We start from the raw sequence: 14,938 nt of genomic DNA on the forward strand, positions 1-14,938 counted from the left end.
GACGGCAGCATCGAGGCGGTGCCCGAGGTCGAGCGCATGGTCGCGCGCGGCATGAACCTGGTGCCCGAGAAGCGCGAACTCTTCGGCGAGATGACGGTGGAAGACAACCTGACCCTGGGCGCCTTCCAGCGTTACCGGATGGGCAAGCGCGACCAGGCGCAGACCATGGAGGAGGTGTATCACCTGTTCCCGCGGCTGAAGGAAAGAAGAATCCAGCTCGCCGGCACGCTGTCGGGCGGTGAGCGCCAGATGCTGGCGGTGGGGCGCGCGCTGATGGCCAAACCCAAGCTCTTGATGCTCGACGAGCCGAGCCTGGGGCTGGCGCCGCTGATCGTGCGCGAGATCTTTCGCATCATCGCCGAGCTCAGAAGGCGCGGGGTGTCGATCCTGCTGGTCGAGCAGAACGCGCGCGCCGCGCTGCAGGTGGCCGACTACGCCTACGTGCTCGAGACCGGGCAGATCGCGATGGAAGGCCCGGCCGAGAAGCTCAAGGACGACCCGCGGGTGATCGAGGCCTATCTCGGCCTGGGGGGAAAGCATCAGGCGATGCTGGCGACCTGAGCCGACGCACCGCCGTAGGAGTCGGCCGCAGCTGCCCGGGGCACTACCCGGCAATCGATGGAAGCTCGCGGGCAGCTGGGCTGCCTGCTATGAAGAAACGACAGAGAGGACACACATCATGGAAGCACTCAGCATCATTCAGGACGAGCATCAGTCGCTGGCTGCGATCCTTCACGCGATCCGCCACATGATCAAGGAAATCGGCGCCGGCCGTCTGCAGCCGGACTTCCGTCTGCTGCGGGCAATGGTTCACTACCTCGACGCCTATCCGGAGAAGAAGCACCACCCCAAGGAAGACAAGTATCTGTTTGCCTTGCTCAGGAAACGCACAACCGAAGGCGCCGCCGCGATGGCGCGGCTCGAGCAGGAGCATGCGGTGGGCGATGTCCGGATCAAGGCGCTGGAAGCGGCGCTGCACCAGTACGCCAGTGGCGCGCGTGACGGGTTCGATGCGTTTTCGCAGGCATTCCAGCAGTTTGCCGAGTTTTACCGTAACCACATGGTGCTTGAAGAGCACGAAATCCTGCCGCTGGTGAAGAAGTACTTTACCGCCGAGGACTGGGCCGAGGCCGCCGCCGGGTTCCGCGAAAATGCCGACCCGATGAGCGGTACCGGCGAGCCAAGCACGCACGAGGACTTCCAGCGCATCTTCTCCAAACTGGTCGCCGCAGCACCGGCGCCGATCGGCCTCGGCGGCGGACCGTATACCGACGACTGATGCGAGAGTTTTCGCACCTGATCGGCCTTCCGGTTTTCATCGTCCGCGGTGATGAACGGTTTGTCTGGACGACGGTGCGCTGCCGACGGAGGATGCGAATGGATCGTGTTCGATGCGGCCCGCGCGGCGAGCCCGCCCCCGCCCGTGCCGGATGCATGAAAAAATGTTGACGTGGATCACGATAGGCTCAGGATTTCCCTTGTCCGGGACGTTACGAACTGCGCTGCAGGCCGCGACGGTGCTAGAATCCGCGGCGTAGAACCAATATTCATTCCACACCCATCAATTCAATCGAGGAAAAGCATGAACAAAGGTGAATTCGTCGAAGCTCTGGCCGACCGTCTGGATGTTTCCCGTGCCCAGGCAGATCGCGCGCTGTCCGCGGTGCTCGACATCGTTGCCGAACAACTCGCCAAGGGCGAGAAGATTGCCTTCACCGGTTTTGGCTCGTTCGAAGTCTCGAAGCGTGCCGCCCGCACCGGTCGCAACCCGCAGACCGGCGCCACGATCGAAATCGCCGCTTCCAGCGTGCCCAAGTTCACTGCCGGCGCCACGCTGAAGGCCTCCGTGAACGGCAAGTAATTTCGCCCCGGAGCCGTTGAAAGGCGGTACGCACCGGGAGGTGCGGGCCGCCTTTTTCGTTGACGCGCAATCAGTTCGCGACAAGTAGCAAAAAAATCTTTATACTTCACGCCGTTGTGCAATGCAGCAGCAGGGCCACTCAGGTTGCGATGCGGAGTTTGATCCGCCGAACCGGCCCCAGGGACTGTAACCACAGCCCCATCGCCCCCGACCTCCCTCCGAACTCCATTCGTTCTTCCGATCGACTGGCATCGTGACAACCGGTTGGTGCCGATGCGCGGTCTTCAGGCTTGCCTGATGACCGGCCCACGCCCATCGCGCGCTTGTCGCCCCGGCGTTCCGACTCTGCCTACCCGCAGACTGGAGCGGCGCGATGCCTTGCGGTCCGAGCCTTATCGGACCCGAATCCGTCCGGTCACAAGCCGGCGAGCAATATTGGAAGAACCATGACGTTTCAGAGCCTCGGCCTAGCCGACGAACTCCTCAAAGCCATCGAACAAACCGGTTACACCATTCCGACTGCGGTGCAGATGCAGGCGATTCCCGCCGCGCTGGCCGGGTCCGATCTGCTGGTGTCGAGCCGTACCGGCAGCGGCAAGACCGCTGCCTTCACCCTGCCTTCGCTGCACAAGCTCATCGACCGTCGCATGGCGTCGGGCTCCGGCCCCCGCGTGCTGGTGCTCACCCCGACGCGCGAACTCGCGCAACAGGTCGAGAAGGCCGTGCAAACCTACGGCAAGGCCGTGCGCGGCCTGAACACCGCCTGCCTCGTCGGCGGTGCGCCGTTCTTCGCCCAGGTCAAGCTGCTGCAGCGCCCGGTCGACGTCGTCGTCGCCACCCCGGGTCGCCTGCTCGATCACCTGAATCGCCGCAAGATCAAGCTCTCCGACGTCGAAGTGCTGATTCTCGACGAAGCCGACCGCATGCTGGACATGGGCTTTGCCGAAGACATCGATGCGATCGTCGCCGCCACCCCGGCCAAGCGCCAGACCCTGCTGTTCTCGGCCACGCTCGACGGCGTGGTCGGCAAGCTGGCCGAACGTCTGACCCGCAATCCGGTGCGGATCGAAGTCGAAACCGCGCAGGAAGACCGCGGCCAGATCGAACAGCGCCTGATGTTCGCCGACGACCTCGGCCACAAGAACCGTCTGCTCGAAGCGCTGCTTGGCCATGACGGCCTGCAGCAAGCCGTGGTGTTCACCTCCACCAAGCGCAGTGCCGACGAACTGTCGCTGAGCCTGCAGGAAAAGGGCTTCTCGGCTGCCGCGCTCCATGGCGACATGCACCAGACCCAGCGCAACCGCACCCTCGACCGTCTGCGTCAGGGCCGCATCGGCGTGCTGGTCGCGACCGACGTCGCCGCGCGCGGCATCGACGTGGCCGGTATCAGCCACGTGATCAACTTCGATCCGCCGCGTCAGGCCGAAGACTATGTGCACCGCATCGGCCGTACCGGTCGTGCCGGTCGCGAAGGCATCGCCATCACGTTCTCGGGCCCGCGCGAGACCGGACTCATCCGTGCGATCGAGCGCTTCACCGGCGACCGCCTGGAAGTGCACACCATTGCCGGCATGGAGCCGTCGCCGCGCAAGCCGTCCGGCCCCCGTCCGGCCAGCAGCGCCCCCCGTCGTTTCGGTAACGGTGGCGGTGGCAACGGCTACGGCCGTCCCGCCGGTGATCGCAGCGCGGGTGGTTACGGTCGCGACGCTCATCCGTCCGGTCGTGGCGACCGTCGCGACCGCGGCACGCGCTAAGATACATCGGCGTCAGCCAGACACAGGAATCCCGCTTCGGCGGGATTTTTTTCGCCTGGGCCTCGGCCGGACCTTCGGCCCGGCGGGCCGCCCCGAACCGGGCCGATGGCGACCGTCCGGTTCGCCACGATGCGCCCGCATCATGCGCGCAGTTCCGGCACCATCGGCGGGGATTCCGGTCGGACGCAATGGGTGCGGCAATCGGTAACGCGGCGGGTGGAGGCGAACATGGACACCAGCGCAGTATTCGGACAACTCGGGATGGATGTGTCCATCCTCGACCGCGGGGAGCAGGCCGTACGGTCGCCGATAGACGGTACCGTGCTGGCGCGGATGGCGTTCGATACGTCAGATCAGATCGACGCCAGGATTGCCCGCGCTGCCGCCGCCTTCGCCGCCTGGCGACAGGTGCCGGCCCCGCGGCGGGGCGCGCTGGTGCGCCGCTTCGGCGAACTGCTGCGCCGGCACAAGGCGCCGCTAGGGGCGCTGATCACGCTCGAGTGCGGCAAGATCGTTGCCGAGGGCGAGGGCGAAGTGCAGGAGATGATCGACATCTGCGATTTCGCGGTGGGCCTGTCGCGCCAGCTCTATGGGCTCACGATGGCCTCCGAGCGTGCGGGACATGCATTGCGCGAGACCTGGCATCCGCTCGGGCCGGTGGGCATCATCACCGCGTTCAATTTTCCGATGGCAGTGTGGGCGTGGAATGCGGCCCTGGCACTGGTGTGCGGCGACCCGGTGCTGTGGAAACCGTCGGGCCGGACGCCGCTCTGTGCGCTGGCGTGCCAGCATCTGCTGGCGCAAGCGATGGCGTCGGTGGACGAAGCCCCCGCGGGCTTGTCGGCCGTGCTCCTGGGCGCGCGCGAGGCGGGGCTGCAACTTGCGGACGATCACCGGGTCGCGCTCCTCAGTGCCACCGGCAGCTGCGCCATGGGTCGCGTCGTCGGCCCGCGGGTGGCGCAGCGTTTCGGCCGCACGCTGCTCGAGCTCGGCGGCAACAACGCGGTCATCGTCACTGCCGCGGCAGACCTGGAACTGGCCACGCGGGCCATCGTGTTCGGCGCGGTCGGCACCGCCGGCCAGCGCTGTACCTCCACGCGGCGGCTGTTCGTGCATGAGGCGGTCCGCGAGCCGTTGATGACCCGGCTGAAGCAGACCTATGCCCGCCTTCCGGTCGGTGATCCCCGCCTGTCCGGGACCCTGGTCGGGCCGCTGATCGATCGCCACGCGTGCGAACAGATGGCCGCTGCGCTTGCGACCGCGCGCGCGGCGGGTGCCGCGGTGAGCGGCGGCGAACGGGTGCTGGAGGCAGAGTTTCCCGACGCGTATTACGTCCGTCCGGCGCTGGTCGAGGGCGGCACGGCGTTGCGCAACAACAGCGTCGAGACCTTCGCGCCGATTCTGTACTGTTTCGACTACCGCGATCTGGACGATGCGATCGCGCGTCACAATGCCGTTCCCCAAGGCCTGTCGTCGGCCATTTTCACCAACGACGTGCGCGAAGCGGAATTCTTCGTGTCGGCCGCGGGCAGTGATTGCGGCATTGCCAACGTCAATGTCGGGACCAGCGGCGCGGAGATCGGCGGCGCCTTCGGTGGCGAGAAGGAGACCGGCGGTGGCCGGGAGTCCGGTTCCGATGCGTGGCGCGCCTACATGCGGCGCTCGACCGCGACCATCAATTACTCGTCCGTCCTGCCGCTGGCACAGGGGATCCGTTTCGATCCGGTCTGAGCCGGCGTGGGCGCACTGCGGACGGGTGCGCCGGAAAGCTTGCTTATGTGTACAAAGGCGGGAAAATGAGGACCCTGTTCCTTCCCGGTCCCCTCGCATGCCCGCTGCCCGTCGCCTGTCGCTCGTTCCCGCTGTCCTTGTCGTGGCGGTCCTGGCCGCCTGTTCCAGGGAGTCGGCGCCGCCACCACCGGCTGCCGAAGCCGGCGTGCTGCAGGTGATGACCGAGCCGGGCGATGCCGAGATCCTGGTCGACGGACGCGGTCATGGCCGCAGTCCTGCCGAGCCCGGGGCCACGCTGGCGCTCCGCCTGCCGAGCGGGGATTACACGCTCGATGCACGCAAGGCGGTGGATGAGCATATCGACCTCGTCGGCAGGCTCGAATACCGGCATTCGGCGGACAAGCCGATGCCGCCGGTGACGATCCGCCTGACCCAGCGCCTGACCCCTGCGGGTGAAGCCCGGGTGGCGGCGCAGCGCAAGCAGCTGGACGAGCGCGAGCAGGAATGGGTCGCGCGCTTCGAGCTCCATGACGACGGGACCGCGACCGACACCCAGAGCGGGTTGATGTGGATGCGCTGCAGTGTCGGCCAGCAATGGACCGGGCAGGGGTGCAGCGGAGAGGTCGACCGGCTGAGCTGGAATCAGGCCCTGAAAGCGGGCGAGGACATGGTCTTTGCCGGCAAGGACGACTGGCGCCTGCCCACCCGGGAGGAGCTCTACACCCTGGTCTATTGCAGTTCCGGGCGGCGTTTTGCGCTCGATGCGGAGGGCGGGGCGGGGGCCTGCGACGGGGCTTACGACAAGCCGGTCATCCTCGAAGCCGTGTTTCCGGACACGCCGCTGGCCAACTACTGGTCCAGCACCCCGAACGAGATGTACTCGTACAAGGCCTGGGGCGTGGCATTCATCAGCGGCCTGATCGGCGCGGGAAGCCGGACCGAGTATGTCGCCGCCCGCCTCGTCCGGTCGGCCCGGGCAGGGGAGTGAGCTGCGCCGGCGCGCTGCGAGCGACCGGCCGCGCGCGACGCCGCCGGCAGCCGTGCGCTGGCGCCAGCCGCGCCGGGGGCCTGCTTCAGCCCTTGGCCGCGCGGGCGGCTTCGACCTCTTCCGGGCGGAGCTTGGCGGCGAGCTTGTCGAGCACGCCATTGACGAAGCGGTGACCGTCGGTGCCGCCGTAGCTCTTCGCCAGCTCGATCGCCTCGTTGATCACCACCCGGTAGGGGGTTTCGAGGTTGTGGCGAAGTTCGTGCGCGCCCAGCAGCAGGATGGCGTGTTCGATCGGCGACAGCTCGGCCACGGGGCGGCTGAGCAGCGGCGAAAACGCAGTCTGCAGCGCCTCCACGTTGTCCAGCGTACCGCGCAGCAGGCTGACGAAGAGTTCTCGGTCGACCTTGTCGAGGCTCTCGGTTTCGGCTTCGAGATGCTTCTGCACGGCGGTCATCGAGTTCCCCGACAGCAGCCACTGGTACACCCCCTGCAGGGCGAGTTCGCGCGCGCGGCGACGGGCCATCTTGCTCATGGCAGGGCCTTCAGCAGATTGGCCATCTCGACCGCGGCCCGGGCGCAATCGCTGCCCTTCTCCTGCATGCGGGCCAGCGCCTGATCGTCGTCCTCGGTGGTGAGCACGCCGTTGGCGATCGGCACGCCGGTATCGAGGACGACGCGGGTGATCGCAGCCCCCATCTCGTTGGAGACCAGCTCGAAGTGGTAGGTCTCGCCGCGGATCACCGCGCCGAGTGCGACCAGTCCGTCGAATTTGCCGCTGCGCGCCATACGCTGCAGCACCAGCGGGATCTCCAGCGCACCGGGCACGGTGACGATGCGGATCAGGTCGGGGGCGACGCCGAGCGCGAGCAGTTCGGCGGTGCACGCCGACAGCAGGCCTTCGCATACGTCCTGATTGAAGCGGCTCATGACGACGCCGACGCGCAGGCCCTTGCCGTCGAGGTCGATGTCGTATTCCTGGATATTTTCGTAACGGGACATGGTTTCGTTTTGTGTCTGTTATGAGTAAGGGGCGCTCGGAACGGGGGCGGAGACCGTTCCCGGCGCGGCAACAAGACGGATGGATTGTCAGTCCTGGTCGACGAAGCCGGTGATCTCGAGGCCGAAACCGGCCATGCTCGGGATCTTGCGCGGACTGGCGAGCACGCGCATCTTGCCGACCTTGAGCGCGCGCAGGATCTGGGCGCCGACGCCGAACAGGCGGGCATCCCATTTCCCCGGGCGATCCTGGGTGCCGTTCAGGTTGGCGAGCAGTTCGCGCCCGGATTGCGGCCGGTACAGCAGCACGATCACGCCGGCGTCGGCCGCCGCCAGGGCAGCGAGTGCCGCATTGACCGGAAAGCTGTGGCGACCGCTGTCGGGGTCGAGGAAATCGACCACCGAGATCGGTTCATGCACGCGCACCAGGGTCTCGCGTTCGGGATCGATGTCGCCGCGGCTGAGCGCGAAATGCACGTCGCCCGAGGTCTTGTCCTCGAAGGCCGACAGCCGGAAACGGCCGTGCGGCGTATCCACTTCCTTTTCGGCAACCTGCTCGACCAGATGCTCGGTGGCGGCGCGGTATTCGATCAGGTCGCGGATCGCGCCGATCTTCAGGCCGTGCGTCTTGCCGAATTCCACGAGGTCGGGCAGGCGCGCCATGGTTCCGTCGTCCTTGAGGATCTCGCAGATCACCGAGGCGGGCTCGAGCCCGGCGAGCTGGGCGAGGTCGCAGCCGGCCTCGGTGTGGCCTGCACGGATCAGCACGCCGCCCTTCTGCGCAGTGAGCGGGAAGATGTGGCCGGGCATCACGATATCGTCCGGGCGCGCGTGGCGGGCGACGGCGACCTGCACGGTGCGGGCGCGGTCGTGGGCCGAAATGCCGGTGGTCACCCCGGTGGCGGCCTCGATCGAGGTGGTGAACGCGGTGCCGTGCGGGGTGCGGTTGTCGCGCACCATCTGTTGCAGGCCGAGCTGGCGGCAGCGCTCGTCGGTCAGCGTCAGGCAGATCAGGCCACGGCCGAACTTCGCCATGAAGTTGACCGCTTCCGGGGTCACGAACTCGGCGGCCATCACGAGGTCGCCCTCGTTCTCGCGGTCTTCCTCGTCGACCAGGATCACCATCCGGCCGGCCTTGATGTCGGCGATGATGTCGGTAATCGGAGCCAGTGCGCTCATGTGCTGTTCCTTGTCGGGGGGTGTCAGGCTTGTTGCGCCTGCTCTTCTTCGGTGCGCCAGGCGAGCATGCGCTCGACATAGCGGGCAATGAGGTCGATCTCGAGATTGACCCGGCTGCCGGCGCTCAGGTGCTTGAGATTGGTGACCTCGATCGTGTGCGGGATCAGGTTGATGGAGAAGTCCTGGCGCTCGACCCGGTTCACGGTGAGGCTGACCCCATTCACGGTGATCGAGCCCTTCTTCGCGATGTAGCCGGCGATCGCGGCCGGCGCGCGGATCACCAGTTCGTGGCTTTCGCCGATGGGCTCGAACTTCACCACCTCGCCCACGCCATCGACGTGGCCGGTCACCAGGTGGCCGCCGAGGCGGTCGGCCATGCGCAGCGCCTTCTCGAGGTTGACCTCGGCCCCCGGCTGGTCGAGCCCGACGGTGCAGTTCAGGGTTTCACGCGAGACGTCGAATTTCACCTTCGCGCCGTCGCGCGCGATCACGGTCAGGCACACGCCGCTGTTGGCGATGCTGTCGCCGACGATGACGTCGGAGAGGTCGAGGCCGTTGGTGTCTACGGTCAGCCGCACGCCGTCGGCGAGGGGCTCGATATGTTCAATGCGGCCGACTGCCGCGACGATGCCGGAGAACATGAAGGCACTGATCGAAAAGGGGAAAGGCTGGATTGTAGGCGAAACACGCGGGTTCGGCGCGTTTCGGCGTGTACGTGAGCATGGATGAAGTGTGCCGGGGCGCCGTGGGGGCGGTCTGTCGAGAGCGCCGTTGTGGGTGGTGCTGCGGCGGGAAAACGGCGGCGCATGTTTGAGGCCGCGCAGCGGCCGAGTTTGCGCCGACGCCGCCGCAGTGCCGCCCACGACGGGAAGCCGAAGGCCGCGAACGTCTGCCCGCCCCCACGGCGTCCCGGCACGCTTCACGCCCCGACCCGCACTATAGCGCGCGGTCGAGCACTGCGCCGAACGGTTCCGCCTTCATGAAGCCGACCACGCGCAGGCCCTCGCGCTCCTTGCCCTGGGGGTCGAAGAAGATGATGCCCGGCGGGCCGAACAGGCCGAAGCGCTTGAGCAGCGCCTTGTGCTCCTCGGTGTTGTCGGTGACGTCGGCCTTGAGCAGCAGCATCCGGCCCATGCGCTCGGCCACCTGTGGATCGGAGAAGGTGTAGCGTTCCATCTCCTTGCACGACACGCACCAGTCGGCATAGAAATCGAGCATCACCGGACGGTCGGTTGCGGCCAGGCGGGCATCGAGTTCGGCCACCGAGCCGACCTTGTCGAAGGTCGGCAGGCGCGTCGGCGCACCGGCCTCGGAGCGCAGCACGGCCAGCGGCTGCAGCGGGTCGCGCGAGCCCGCGAGGGCGCCGAGCAGCATCGCCGCCCCGCCGATCAGCAACACCAGGCCCACCCCCTTCCAGAACCGCTGCCAACCCTTCGCATGGGGGGGCAGGGGGTCGATCGCATGCAGGAAAATGCCCGAGAACACCAGCAGCGCGGCCCACGCCAGCATGCTCACCAGCACCGGCACCACCGGCATCAGCAGCCATATCGCAACGGCGAGCAGCAGTACGCCGAAGGCCTTCTTGACCCCTTCCATCCATGGCCCCACCTTCGGCAGTACCGAACGCGCGGCGAGTCCGACCGCGAGCAGCGGCGCGCCCATGCCCAGCGCCATGCAGAACAGGGCGAAGCCGCCGAGCACGGCGTCGCCGGTCTGGGCGATGTAGAGCAGCGCGCCGGCCAGCGGTGCGGCCACGCACGGGCCGACGATCAGCGCCGACAGCACGCCCATCACCGCCACCCCCCCGAGCTGGCCCCCCTTGTTGTGGCTGGCGGTATCGGCCAGCCTGCTCTGCATCGCGGACGGCAGCTGCAGTTCGTAGAAGCCGAACATCGACAGCGACAGCGCGACGAACACCAGCGCAAATGCCGACAGCACCCACACGTTCTGCAGCGCGGCGACCAGCAGGGTGCCGGTGAGGCCGGCGGCCACGCCGGCCGCGGCATAGGTGATCGCCATGCCCAGCACATAGACGAGCGACAGCATGAAGGCCCGTCCGCGCGAGATGCGGTGGCCGTGGCCGACGATGATGCCCGACAGGATGGGGATCATCGGGAAGGTGCACGGGGTGAACGCGAGCAGCAGTCCGAAGCCGAAGAAGCTCGCCAGCACCAGCGGCACGCTGGCGTCCTTGAGCAGGACGGCGATGCGGCCGCTCTCGTCGCCGCTCAGGTCCGCGCTGCCCGCGTCGGTGCCGATGTCCGTGGCTGCGCCGTGCAGTGCACCGTCGATCAGGCTACCGCCGGCCGCCAGGGCACCGGCGCCGAGGTCGATGGCGGCGGTCTGCTCGGTCGGCGGATAGCAGATGCCCCCGTCCCAGCAGCCCTGGCTGCTCACCGTCAGCGTGAAGCGTGTCATCCCCTCGGGCGCGCTCACCGGGAGCAGGATGCGCACGGTACCGCGGTAGGTTTCCACCTCGCCGAAGAATTCGTCCTGCTTGATCTTGCCCGGTGGGCGTTCGGCGACGCCCAGAGTGACGCCGGCGGGCTCGGCATAGAAGCGGAATTTGTCGCCATAGAGGTAATAGTCCTTGGCGACCTTGAACATCACCTCGACCGTCTGCGGGTCGAGCGCACGCGCGCTCATCGCAAAGGCCTTCTCCGGCTCGATCGGGTCGGCCGCATGGACGGGAAGCGAGAACAGGCTCGCCAGTACGGCGAGCAGGATCAGCAGACGTTGCATCGTGTTCTTTATGTCAGTTGGAGGGCGCGTCCGGCGCGGTTCCGGCTGCGACCCAGTCGAGATAGCCGGCCAGGCCAAGCTCGATAGGGACTGCAACAATCTCCGGAAGTTCGTAGGGATGTGCCGCGCGGATCGCGGCCTCGAGCGCGGCATAGCGGGCGCGGGTGGTTTTGATCAGCAGCGGCACTTCCGCGGCCGACTCGATCGCGCCCTGCCAGCGATACACCGAGGTGCACGGGGCGAGGATGTTGACGCAGGCGGCCAGGCGCCGGTCGACCAACTGTTCGGCCAAGGCGCGGGCCTGTCCGGCGTCGGGCAGGTTGGTGAGGACCAGCAGGGTGTCGGGCAGATCGGCCATGAGGCAACTCCGGGGCATGTCTGCGCGCATTGTCCCAGAGTATTTCGCCGGTTGCCTTGATCTGCCCCCGGGTATGCAGCGATCAGGCGGCACCGGTGACGTTGCGCCACTGCAGCAGCAACTTGTAGAACGCCTCCGCGGCCGGGGACAGGGTGTTGTTCTTGCGGTGGAGCACGGTGATCTTGCGCTTGACCACCGGACCGGTCAGCGGAATCCGGCACACGCCCGGGCGGTCGCCCTCGCCGAGGGTGGAGGCGGGCAGGATGGCGGCACCGACGCCGGCCGCAACGAGTCCGATCGCGGTGGCGTGGTGCTGAACCTCGTAGGCACCGCTCAGGCTGATACCGCGCTTGGCGAGCTGATAATCCATGAACACGCGGGTGGCGGTCATGCTGCTGACCACGATCAGCTCGGCCTCGCGCATGTCGGACCAGGTCACCGACTTCATGGTGCTCAGCGGGTGTTCCTTGCGGCAGAAGAACATCAACGGCTCTTCGAGCATCTGCACCTCGATCAGGTCCGGATGGCGGTCGGTCGGGATGCCGATGCCGATCTCGGCCTGGCCATGCAGCACCGCGTCGCGCACCTCGAAGGCGCTGGTGTCGATCAGGCGGATGCGGTTGCCCGGATACATCTCGGCGTAGCGGCGGATGACTGCCGGCAGCGCGTGCGAGGCCATGGTCGGGACGCAGGCGATGGTGAAGCTGCCGCGCGAATGGCGCGACATATCCTTCAGCCGTCCCACGGCCATGGTCATTTCGCTGACGATGGCCTTGGCCTGGGGAAGGAATTCGCGGCCTACCGCGGTGAGCTCCACATAGCGCGTGGTCCGGTCGAGCAGGCGGAGGCCGAGGTAGGACTCCAGTTTCTGTACGCGGCGGGTGAGTGCGGTCTGGGTGACATGAAGGTGTTCGGCCGCCTTGCTGAAGCCTCCCAGCTCGGCGATCACCACAAAGGCCTGGATACCATCGAAGTCGATCTTCACCGCCGTCTCCTGCACGACCGTCAAGCGCGGTCTGAATGGTTTATGTCAATACCGCAATAAAATCTGAATTTGTTGCATTTCACTGAGGCCTGTCGGGTACCTATCATAGCCTTACAAGACAACGATACGTACAGCAAGGAGACAGGCAAGTGAACAGCATTCCGTGCGTGCTGATGCGTGGCGGCTCATCCAAGGGCCTGTTCTTCCGGGCCGAGAGTCTGCCGGAGGATCCGGTCTCACGCGACCGTCTGCTGCTCGCCGCGATGGGTTCGCCCGATGTGCGCCAGATCGATGGCATGGGCGGCGGTAACGACCTGAGCAGCAAGGTCGTGATCGTGGCGCCGTCGCGTAACGGATCCGCGGATGTCGAGTACCTCTTTGCCCAGGTCTCGGTTGCCCGTGACCTGGTCGATGTGTTGCCCAACAGCGGCAACATGCTGGCCGGGGTCGCCCCTTTTGCGCTCGATCACGGCATGGTGCCGGCGTCGAGCCCCACCACCCGGGTCCGCATTCTGAACATCAACAGCGGCAAGCTGGTCGACGCGGTGGTGCAGACGCCGGGGGGCAAGGTGTCCTACAGCGGCAGCTACCGGCTCGACGGCGTGCCCGGCATGAGCGCGCCGATTGCGCTCAACTTCATCGACCCGGCGGGCACGCGCACCGGGCGCTTGTTGCCCACCGGCAATGCGCAGGACCTGATCGACGGGTTGCCCGTCACCTGCATCGACTTCGCGATTCCGATCGTGTTCGTCAAGGCCGGCTCGCTCGGCAAGAGCGGCCACGAGAGCAAGCAGGAACTCGACGACGACGCGGCCTTCCTCCACCGCCTCGAGCACATCCGGATGGCTGCGGCGCGACTGATGGGACTCGACCCCGCGCCGGACCGCGGCGTGCCCAAGATCGCCGTGATTGCCCCGCCCCGGCATGGCGGCAGCATCGCCTCGCGCTACTTCGTGCCCTCCAGCTGCCATCCGGTCCATGCCGCCACCGGTGCGCTCGCCCTCGCCGCGGCCTGCCACACGCCGGACACGGTGGCCGAGGAAGTGGTCGAACTCGACGAGCACCGTGCCAACACCATTGTCATCGAACATCCCAGCGGCACCATGGAGTGCGCGATCCAGGTGTCCGCGCATCCGCGGACCGGCTTGCCGGTCATCACCGGCGGCACCTTGCTCACTTCCGCACGCCCCCTGCTCAGTGGCGAGGTATTCGTGCCCAAGCGCGACTGACCGCGGGTCTGCGTTGCAGGCCCACCGACCCACCCACCGGATTTCAGCCTCATCTCGGTATCCGGTCCGAGAGCCGATTCATCACACCACAGGAGACACAACATGAAAACACTGTTCGCACTGACCGCTGCCGCCGGCATCGCCTTCTCCGGCATGGCCTTCGCGCAGGAGCCCATCGTCATCAAGTTCGCCCACGTCGCCGCGGTCGACACGCCCAAGGGCCAGGCCGCCGAGTTCTTCAAGAAGGCAGCCGAGGAGCGCACCAAGGGCCGGGTCAAGGTCGAGGTCTATGCCAATAGCACCCTGTACAAGGACAAGGAAGAGCTCGAGGCGCTGCAGATGGGCTCGGTACACATGCTGGCGCCGGTTGCCGGCAAGTTCGGCCCGGCCGGGGTCAAGGAGTTCGAGGTCTTCGATCTGCCCTACATGTTCCCGGATGAGGCGGCGCTGCATCGCGTCACCCAGGGGCCGATCGGTGCCGCGCTGCTGAAGAAGCTCGAGCCGCGCGGTTTTGTCGGCCTGTCGTTCTGGGACGCGGGCTTCCGCGTGCTCAGTTCGAACAAGCCGATCAACACCCCGGAGCAGATGAAGGGGCAGAAGTTCCGCATCAACTCGTCCAAGGTGAACCAGGCGATCATGCGCTCGGTCGGCGCGCTGCCGCAGTCGATGGCCTTCTCCGAGGTCTACCAGGCACTCCAGACCGGAGTGGTCGATGGCGCCGACGGCAATCTGTCCAATCTCTATACCCAGAAGCAATACGAGGTGCAGAAGCACGTCACCCTGACCCACCACACCTACAGCGGCTACGTGGTGGTGGTGAACAAGCCGTTCTGGGAAAAGCTGCCGGCCGACATCCGCACCGAGCTCGAGGGTGCGATGAAGGACGCGACCGCGTTCAACGGCAAGGTTGCGACGGAAGATGACGCCAAGGCCCTGGCGGCGATCAAGGCCTCGGGCAAGACCGAGGTCTACACCCCGACGCCGGAAGAGAAGCAGGCGTGGATGAAGGCCATGCTGCCGGTGCAGGACGAAATGGCCGGACGCATCGGCAAGGATCTGATCGAGGCGATCCGCAAGGAAGCCGGCGTCACCGTCAACTGAGGCCCGCGCCTCCG

At 66.7% G+C, this 14,938-nt stretch carries 15 protein-coding genes; 8 read left to right on the top strand and 7 right to left on the bottom strand.

Annotated elements, in window-relative coordinates; translation table 11 throughout:
- The 6 genes from AC3A35_RS13135 to AC3A35_RS13160 form a co-directional block, all read left to right on the top strand.
- On the top strand, nt 1-561 hold a 561-nt coding region (locus AC3A35_RS13135), incomplete at its 5' end, for an ABC transporter ATP-binding protein (RefSeq protein WP_487436565.1).
- 118 nt (nt 562-679) lie between these two features.
- Complete coding sequence (locus AC3A35_RS13140) at nt 680-1,279, top strand: hemerythrin domain-containing protein (RefSeq protein ID WP_487436566.1); 600 nt, start codon at nt 680-682, stop codon at nt 1,277-1,279.
- A gap of 285 nt (nt 1,280-1,564) precedes the next feature.
- Nucleotides 1,565-1,861: an HU family DNA-binding protein gene (locus tag AC3A35_RS13145; protein WP_487436908.1), complete on the top strand. Its 297-nt coding sequence runs from the start codon at nt 1,565-1,567 to the stop codon at nt 1,859-1,861.
- Between the two features lie 446 nt (nt 1,862-2,307).
- Nucleotides 2,308-3,615, top strand: coding sequence for a DEAD/DEAH box helicase (locus AC3A35_RS13150; protein WP_487436567.1), 1,308 nt, complete (start codon nt 2,308-2,310; stop codon nt 3,613-3,615).
- 228 nt (nt 3,616-3,843) lie between these two features.
- Entirely contained in the window at nt 3,844-5,346 is a 1,503-nt protein-coding gene (gene amaB / locus AC3A35_RS13155; RefSeq protein ID WP_487436568.1) for an L-piperidine-6-carboxylate dehydrogenase, read from the top strand.
- A gap of 97 nt (nt 5,347-5,443) precedes the next feature.
- Nucleotides 5,444-6,334, top strand: coding sequence for an Lcl C-terminal domain-containing protein (locus tag AC3A35_RS13160; protein ID WP_487436569.1), 891 nt, complete (start codon nt 5,444-5,446; stop codon nt 6,332-6,334).
- A gap of 85 nt (nt 6,335-6,419) precedes the next feature.
- Here the strand turns inward: AC3A35_RS13160 and nusB are convergent, their stop codons facing one another.
- From nusB to AC3A35_RS13195, 7 genes are all read right to left on the bottom strand, one after another.
- Nucleotides 6,420-6,866, bottom strand: coding sequence for a transcription antitermination factor NusB (nusB, locus tag AC3A35_RS13165; RefSeq protein WP_487436570.1), 447 nt, complete (start codon nt 6,864-6,866; stop codon nt 6,420-6,422).
- Entirely contained in the window at nt 6,863-7,333 is a 471-nt protein-coding gene (ribH, locus tag AC3A35_RS13170) for a 6,7-dimethyl-8-ribityllumazine synthase (RefSeq protein WP_487436571.1), read from the bottom strand. Before ribH ends, nusB begins: the two co-directional genes overlap by 4 nt.
- 87 nt (nt 7,334-7,420) lie before the next feature.
- Nucleotides 7,421-8,509, bottom strand: a complete 1,089-nt coding sequence (ribBA, locus tag AC3A35_RS13175; protein ID WP_487436572.1) for a bifunctional 3,4-dihydroxy-2-butanone-4-phosphate synthase/GTP cyclohydrolase II — start codon at nt 8,507-8,509, stop codon at nt 7,421-7,423.
- A 23-nt stretch (nt 8,510-8,532) separates the two neighbouring features.
- Nucleotides 8,533-9,150 (bottom strand): riboflavin synthase, encoded by a 618-nt coding sequence (locus AC3A35_RS13180; RefSeq protein ID WP_487436573.1) that lies wholly within the window; start codon nt 9,148-9,150, stop codon nt 8,533-8,535.
- A 295-nt stretch (nt 9,151-9,445) separates the two neighbouring features.
- Nucleotides 9,446-11,251 (bottom strand): protein-disulfide reductase DsbD, encoded by a 1,806-nt coding sequence (dsbD, locus tag AC3A35_RS13185; protein ID WP_487436574.1) that lies wholly within the window; start codon nt 11,249-11,251, stop codon nt 9,446-9,448.
- 13 nt (nt 11,252-11,264) lie between these two features.
- Nucleotides 11,265-11,609 carry a divalent-cation tolerance protein CutA gene (gene cutA / locus AC3A35_RS13190; RefSeq protein WP_487436575.1) on the bottom strand — a complete coding sequence of 115 codons (345 nt, stop codon included), beginning with the start codon at nt 11,607-11,609 and terminating at the stop codon, nt 11,265-11,267.
- Between the two features lie 82 nt (nt 11,610-11,691).
- Nucleotides 11,692-12,594 (bottom strand): LysR family transcriptional regulator, encoded by a 903-nt coding sequence (locus AC3A35_RS13195; protein ID WP_487436576.1) that lies wholly within the window; start codon nt 12,592-12,594, stop codon nt 11,692-11,694.
- 149 nt (nt 12,595-12,743) lie between these two features.
- Here AC3A35_RS13195 and AC3A35_RS13200 point away from each other — a divergent pair, with 149 nt between their 5' ends.
- Both AC3A35_RS13200 and AC3A35_RS13205 read left to right on the top strand, forming a co-directional pair.
- Nucleotides 12,744-13,823: a 4-oxalomesaconate tautomerase gene (locus AC3A35_RS13200; protein WP_487436578.1), complete on the top strand. Its 1,080-nt coding sequence runs from the start codon at nt 12,744-12,746 to the stop codon at nt 13,821-13,823.
- Between the two features lie 102 nt (nt 13,824-13,925).
- Nucleotides 13,926-14,924, top strand: coding sequence for a DctP family TRAP transporter solute-binding subunit (locus tag AC3A35_RS13205; protein ID WP_487436579.1), 999 nt, complete (start codon nt 13,926-13,928; stop codon nt 14,922-14,924).
- The last annotated feature ends 14 nt before the right edge of the window (nt 14,925-14,938 follow it).

This window comes from Azoarcus sp. Soil_N_20 (genome assembly GCF_057656155.1).